6 protein-coding genes are annotated in these 6,161 nt (G+C 39.5%); 3 read left to right on the forward strand and 3 right to left on the reverse strand.

Features of this window, described 5'->3' with window-relative positions; translation table 11 throughout:
* Positions 1–42 precede the first annotated feature (42 nt).
* The 3 genes from L4D78_RS16340 (at position 43) to L4D78_RS16350 (ending at position 2,666) form a co-directional block, all read left to right on the forward strand.
* A complete protein-coding gene (locus L4D78_RS16340; RefSeq protein ID WP_428467920.1) occupies positions 43–1,017 on the forward strand; it encodes a helix-turn-helix domain-containing protein in 975 nt (324 codons plus the stop codon).
* Positions 1,018–1,642: 625 nt separating this feature from the next.
* The gene (locus L4D78_RS16345; RefSeq protein WP_428467921.1) at positions 1,643–2,389 is read left to right on the forward strand and encodes a dienelactone hydrolase family protein; all 747 of its coding nucleotides are present in this window, start codon (positions 1,643–1,645) and stop codon (positions 2,387–2,389) included.
* An 82-nt stretch (positions 2,390–2,471) separates the two neighbouring features.
* On the forward strand, positions 2,472–2,666 hold the full coding sequence (locus L4D78_RS16350) for an antitoxin Xre/MbcA/ParS toxin-binding domain-containing protein (RefSeq protein WP_428467922.1): 195 nt from the start codon (positions 2,472–2,474) through the stop codon (positions 2,664–2,666).
* A 112-nt stretch (positions 2,667–2,778) separates the two neighbouring features.
* Here the strand turns inward: L4D78_RS16350 and manA are convergent, their stop codons facing one another.
* From manA to L4D78_RS16365, 3 genes are all read right to left on the reverse strand, one after another.
* Positions 2,779–3,981 carry a mannose-6-phosphate isomerase, class I gene (gene manA / locus L4D78_RS16355; protein WP_428467923.1) on the reverse strand — a complete coding sequence of 401 codons (1,203 nt, stop codon included), beginning with the start codon at positions 3,979–3,981 and terminating at the stop codon, positions 2,779–2,781.
* 749 nt (positions 3,982–4,730) lie between these two features.
* Positions 4,731–5,210, reverse strand: coding sequence for a prepilin-type N-terminal cleavage/methylation domain-containing protein (locus L4D78_RS16360; RefSeq protein ID WP_428467924.1), 480 nt, complete (start codon positions 5,208–5,210; stop codon positions 4,731–4,733).
* Positions 5,210–5,749 (reverse strand): porin family protein, encoded by a 540-nt coding sequence (locus L4D78_RS16365; protein ID WP_428467925.1) that lies wholly within the window; start codon positions 5,747–5,749, stop codon positions 5,210–5,212. The genes L4D78_RS16360 and L4D78_RS16365 overlap by 1 nt, the downstream gene beginning before the upstream one ends.
* Between the last annotated feature and the right edge of the window lie 412 nt (positions 5,750–6,161).

A 6,161-nucleotide genomic window follows, 5' to 3' on the forward strand; every position in this document is an offset into this window, starting at 1 on the left:
AAACTTATAAGTCATTAATTAAATGTAACTCTACGGCATAGCATGAAATCAACATCATCGACGACTGACATTCTTTTGAGCTCGGCAGGCAACATACGTCCATTTATTGAGTACTGTGAAAAAAATGGCCTTGATTGGAAAGGTGTCGCTGTAGAATGCCATTTGCCTGTTGAGGTCATGAAGCTGCAGCATTGGTTGCCGACAAAAGATTTGATGTTGTTTTTATATGGGCTAGAAAGAAGGTACGGCTATCTTATTGGTATTGAGATTGGCCGTTTTGTGACAATCAAGCAGCTATCACCCGACGTTGAAGAAAAGGCTCAACGTTGTCGTTCGCTATCAGAGGGAATTCAACTCTTAGCAAATGAAATACCTAAGTTGAGTAATCACGTTATCATTTGGACTGAAATGGTTGATGGGCAATGGTGGCTTTGTCATAGAAGTGCTTATCGTGAATTTACGCCTGGTTTTGAACAAGCTGAATGGTTTAGAACATTAGCCTTGGTTAATTTCTGCCGTCGGTTCATTGATGGTTATTGGCAACCACAGCATGCAAAGTTGGTTTCAGGTGATGCTAACGCCAGTAAACTTCCTGCGCATTTTCGCAAGACTCAGATTGAATTTAACCAGTCATTTGGTGCCTTCACTGTCCCTCTTCCAATCGACTTTCATCAAATACCGAAAAAAGAGTTGGAAGTCTGCTGGCATCAGTCGGTACATAGTTTGATTAAAACTTATGCGTCATTACCATGGTTCAATATTAACTGGTTTGCACGGTTATTAGGTATGACGTCTAGAACCTTGCAACGGAATTTAATTTCTGAAGGTTTAACCTTTAGAGAAATGCGTGATGCCGAAAGGCGGGATCTTGCGATAGAGTTACTGGGTAAACCAGAACTGAGTGCTCAAGAAGTCGCATGGCGGGTAGGGTATGACGATTTAAGTAACTTTAACCGAGCATTTAAGAAATGGACTGGGTATACGGCGCCAGCATATCGAAAGAAAAATTTGGGTTAGGTTTAGCGGGGATCAGGTTAGGCTATGTTGTTTCCTCTAAAACACTCGCTCAATATTTGCATAGTTCTATATTACCATTTGCCCCTTCACTACCGACAATGAAACTGTGAACGAGCAATACGCAAGAATCCGTATTGTGGGTAATGATAGAGACTTGGAGCAGATGAATCACGGATGAGCTTTTTACAATAATAGATCTGGTTTCCCTTCCAGATCACTTCAACCTGCGGCGCAAGCTGTAATACATTATCGTGCTTGTTCTTTTTTCTGAGCTTCTTTTTGTTCTGCTGCTTTTTGACGCAAAAGGAAAATTTGAGTGAGTGCTAACATTTCGATCATAATTAACGCCTTTTTTTGTAATTTAATTTCACTTTGTGCTTGTATGATATTGAAAAGTGAGATATTCATCAACAAATAATGCCGGTTAATGAAATAATAGAACAAAATGTTGAGTTGGATAGAAGTGTGACCCATGTCACGGTAATTAATTGTGAAAAGCAGGATTTAATAGTACACCCCTAAAGGTTAGTTTCTGCAGGTAGGTTTGGCTCGTTTAAACGCTTATCTCAAATAAAGCCTACACTTACAGTCACTATAAGTGTCTTAATATGCATAGGTAAGTGTGATGAGAAATAGGCTTCTAGTTGGTGCGGTGCTGGCTGTTTTCCCTGTTATATCGTGGGCAGAGCAGGGACGGGTAATTGAATATAAGGTCAATGACCAGAACTACGAGGGTTATTATATAACCCCAGATGAGAAAGATGCACCACTAATCCTACTGATCCATGATTGGGATGGTTTAACAGACTATGAAGTAAAGCGTGCTGAAATGCTGGCGGAAGAAGGGTATGCCGTTTTCGCCGCTGATTTATTTGGGGCCGGGGTGCGCCCTACTGAAGTCAAAGATAAGCGGCAGCATACCGGTGAGCTGTATAAAGACCGCCAGAAAATGCGTGATTTAATGGATGGGGCTTTGTCGATGGCTGATTCTCTCGGTGCTAATACCGATAATACCGTCGCGATGGGCTATTGCTTTGGTGGCGCTGCCGTATTGGAATTAGCACGCTCTGGCGCTGATATGAAAGGGTTCGTTACTTTCCATGGTGGGCTTCAGACACCAGAAGGGCAGGACTATACCAAGTCAAAAGGCAATATCCTAGTGATGCATGGTGCTGCAGATGCGGCGATTCCGATGGCGGACTTTGCTGATTTATCACAGGAACTAGAAAGTGCTGGCATTAGCAATGAAATGATAGTTTACAGCGGTGCCCCACATGCTTTTACTGTTTATGGTTCGAAGAATTATCGCGAAGAGGCTGATTATAAATCGTGGCAGCGATTTTTAACCTATCTTGATGAAAATGCGTTATAGCTGAATGTGACGCTGTTAACTGATAGCCGCTTAAAATCTCGCTAAGTTAGTCATAAGAACCAGAAGTGGATAGGGAGTGAATATGGAAAAAAAGCAGATTCCAGCAGAACTATATGGACAAGCACTTGATTATTTTGGTAGCCAAGCAGCGACAGAGTCGTGGTTCATGACCGAAAATATTGAGCTCGGTTTGGTTACACCTGCCAGCTTATGTCGCTCAGCCAAAGGTACAGAGCAAGTAAACGAATTGCTTAAGAAATTGGAATCTGGCGTTTAATTGATTGAAGTGGCTGGATACGCAATGACCTAACATAGTATCAGATTGAAAATGCCAGATAGAGAACCTATCTGGCATTTTTGTTTACTTTTAACTCTCAAGCTGCAAATGGTTAGTTATAAGCTCGGGCAAAAGTACCTTCAGAGTTAGCATAATATGCTTCGGTGCAGGCGGTGATAAATATAGATTCACCCTTGTTCACTGTCATGGTTTCGCCGTCGGCATGGGTGACAGTGAGTGGGGTATCCAGAGCCAGTAATATCTCTGCACTGTTAACCTTGAGAGGTGTTTTGTTCGCGTTGTGATATACACTGAATTTAAAATCGGGTACAGGTATTGGGTAGTTATCGACGTCGCTATATCGGTTGGGTATTAAGCGTAGCTTATCAACACTCGTTGGCGTGAAACAGGTGCAATCAACCAGCTCTTTTACATCCATATGTTTTGGCGTTAGCCCTGCGCGCAGTACATTATCGGAGTTTGCCATGATTTCTAGGCCAGTACCTTTAATATAGGCGTGGGGAGTACAGGCTTGAAGGTACATCGCTTCGCCTTGTTCAAGCGTGATGGTGTTTAGCATCAGTGGCGAGAAAAGACCGATATCACCAGGATACTGCTCAGCAAGTTCTAAAATTAATGAAAACAGCGCATCATCACGGTGATTCTCTGCATAATTGATTAGCTTAGTGACGACAGTTGTCTTGGTGGAACCATTTAAAGACAGTATGGACTCGAAGAAACGTTTTAACCCCGTTTGGTTTTGGTTGGCTTGGAGCAAGTTAACCAAAGCAGAGATTTCTTCTATTTCGATAGCACTGAATAAGCCCACTATTTCATCATATTCACGAAAGCCATTCATCGCTTGATAGGTGGTTAAGGCATAAATTAACTCGGGCTTGTGATTAGGATCTTTATAGTTACGGTGGCTATCAGATTGTGGTATTCCCATAGCCTCTTCATAAGCGAAACCAACTTTAGCTTGTTCTTTACTCGGGTGAACCTGAATTGACAGGGCTTTATCTGCTGCCAACACTTTAAATAAATACGGTAAGTCCCCAAATAACTTATCGGCTTTCTCACCGATTAATTCCGTCTTGTGGCGATATATAAACTCGGAGAGTAAGACCGGTTTGTCAGCGACAGTGATCTTAGAGCAGCCATTTTGATGAGCGCCCATCCATATTTCTGCTTGAGGTTTGCTTTCGGGGTTCTTTATGCCAAACAGCGAACTGATGGAGGTTTTACTGCCCCAAGCGTAATCTTGAATAACGTTATTCATTTGATAAAAGTGAGGGAATTTAGGTGGAGTTGTCATAACAATCCTTATGTCAAATGCTGACTCCGTTACGTTGGGTGATATCCGTTTAATCGCAAATTTCAGCAGGACTTACACCCCATTGTTTTATGCGTGGCTTAATTTAGCTTAGTTGCATATTGTGAAAAGGTTTAAAAAAACGCTTTTTATTGTTAAGTAACGAGTGTATTAATTAAGGCTTTGAATATTCACTGAGTTCCACTATGTGGGATACTTATCCCGCAAAATGGAGCATTGAGCGTCATCACATTTTATGAACCTACTGACAGATCAACGAAGAGGAAGAAGGTTTTACCATGATTGAGGTGCCACTGGATAGCCCTAATGCGCTTGTAAGTATCCAGAAGTAAGTGGAGCACTTCGGCAGTGATTACTACATTGGTGCACAAGGTTTGGTCTAGGAGCTGCGCTGTATAAGCTAGGCATGTCGGCTGATGAAGTACGTGTGATTTAAAAGCCTATGTAGAGGCTTTTAAATCACTGTAGTGAGACAAGACTTGGTTAGGTTACTGTAATTTCTCAGTAAATTAAACAGTCAAAAAGTATCGCCATGCAAGCATTTGGGGTTAGTTAGTGCTCACATGGCGTTTTTTAACAATAGTCAATTTTAGCTAATTGAAGGGTAGAGTGTATTGTATTAAGGCATGAGCCCTTGCCTAACTTTATTTAATAATTACGTATTAAAATAAAGATGAAGACATACTTTCAAATGATATTACAACCGCTAAATAAGATAATATACCAAATAACTAACAGTTATCTTTATTCACGAAAAACTGTAATTCACCATATTCACTGTTTCCAATAGCAATAAAGCATTCAGATTTTAAAATGGTTTCTTTTGTGTTTTCTTTACGATTGGTAATTAGTAATGTTGTCTTTACTTCATTATATTCACTTGAAGCATTAAGAACGGTATATCCATCAAGAGTTACAACTTTTTTAATATCAATGTCATGCATTCTTATATGGCCAAATGTTGTCGTTACTGTTTCACCATTACCAAGATTTAGCTTTGCATTATCGATGCTATCGATGCCATTCGTGATTGACTTAGACAATACGATTGAATCCGCAGCTTGAATTGCACTTATCGCAGCATCTAATGTAGCTTCTCTAGCATCATTTTGAATACCTGAAAATTTAGATGCGGCAGTGACAGCAAGCACACCAAGAATAACAATAACAATTACCAGTTCTATTAATGTGAATCCTTTATTATTTTGCATTAGAACTTATAACCAACCATGAAATTAATAACTTTTTCAGTGCCAACATCAATTGTTGTGCCTCTAACATTCATATCACCGAAGTTATACCAGTCAACACTAACACGCGCTGATAACCCGTTATCGATTGGCATGAATTCAATACCTGCACCATATGTTAAATTCAAAGTACTATCAGAATATTTAGAACTATCACGGTATGATTTTACTGTTATTTCACCACCACCAACAAAGACTCCACCTTTAGCGTATAAACGCGCATATTCATTTAGTGGTAATTTTAAAGCGGGTGTAAGTGAAATAGTCCACCAATCTAGTTTTGCACTATAATAACTATCACTGTCTGAATCACTATTTTTATGCACTGATAGCTCTAATGCAAAGTTTTCTGTTGCATCAACACCAGCTGTTGCACTAAAGCCACTTGATTCACTTGCTTTTCCAAGTCCAATAAAAACATATGGTTCATCTTTATTTTCAGTCGCAGCTGCACCAAATGCAATTGTTGATAACGTAGTGGCGATAATTGTCTTTTTCATGTTTATCTCAATTGTGTGAACAATCCATTGAGAGTTAACCAAGGCTTTCCAAAGCCTTGACATTTTACCTAATTAAATTTTTCTTGGACTTTTCTAAAATTATTCTTGTTCTTTCTTTAATGATTTTTGAAACCAACTTTTTATCTTTATTGCTGATAATTTATTCCTTTTCTATTTACCTACTTCGCCGAAGCGGGTGTATTAATCCATTTTCATTTAACGATTACAACCCTGCTTATTAATCGTTTTTTTCGATGGGAGCGATAGATAAAACCTTTGATTATGTATCCATAACTCAGCATGGCATAATAATAACCAATCAACACGTGTAACAATTAGTCTCATTTCCAGAAAGAATATTAATAACTATTAATTTATGTTTCCAGATGATAATGCCCGACCAGTTAAACAC

This window comes from Photobacterium minamisatsumaniensis (genome assembly GCF_050336695.1).
Lineage (GTDB): Bacteria > Pseudomonadota > Gammaproteobacteria > Enterobacterales > Vibrionaceae > Photobacterium > Photobacterium minamisatsumaniensis.

Coding starts and splice junctions, on each gene's coding strand:
- L4D78_RS16340 (WP_428467920.1), top strand. CDS start 43: ATGAAATCAACATCATCGACGACTGACATTCTTTTGAGCTCGGCAGGC.
- L4D78_RS16345 (WP_428467921.1), top strand. CDS start 1,643: ATGAGAAATAGGCTTCTAGTTGGTGCGGTGCTGGCTGTTTTCCCTGTT.
- L4D78_RS16350 (WP_428467922.1), top strand. CDS start 2,472: ATGGAAAAAAAGCAGATTCCAGCAGAACTATATGGACAAGCACTTGAT.
- manA (WP_428467923.1), bottom strand. CDS start 3,981: ATGACAACTCCACCTAAATTCCCTCACTTTTATCAAATGAATAACGTT.
- L4D78_RS16360 (WP_428467924.1), bottom strand. CDS start 5,210: ATGCAAAATAATAAAGGATTCACATTAATAGAACTGGTAATTGTTATT.
- L4D78_RS16365 (WP_428467925.1), bottom strand. CDS start 5,749: ATGAAAAAGACAATTATCGCCACTACGTTATCAACAATTGCATTTGGT.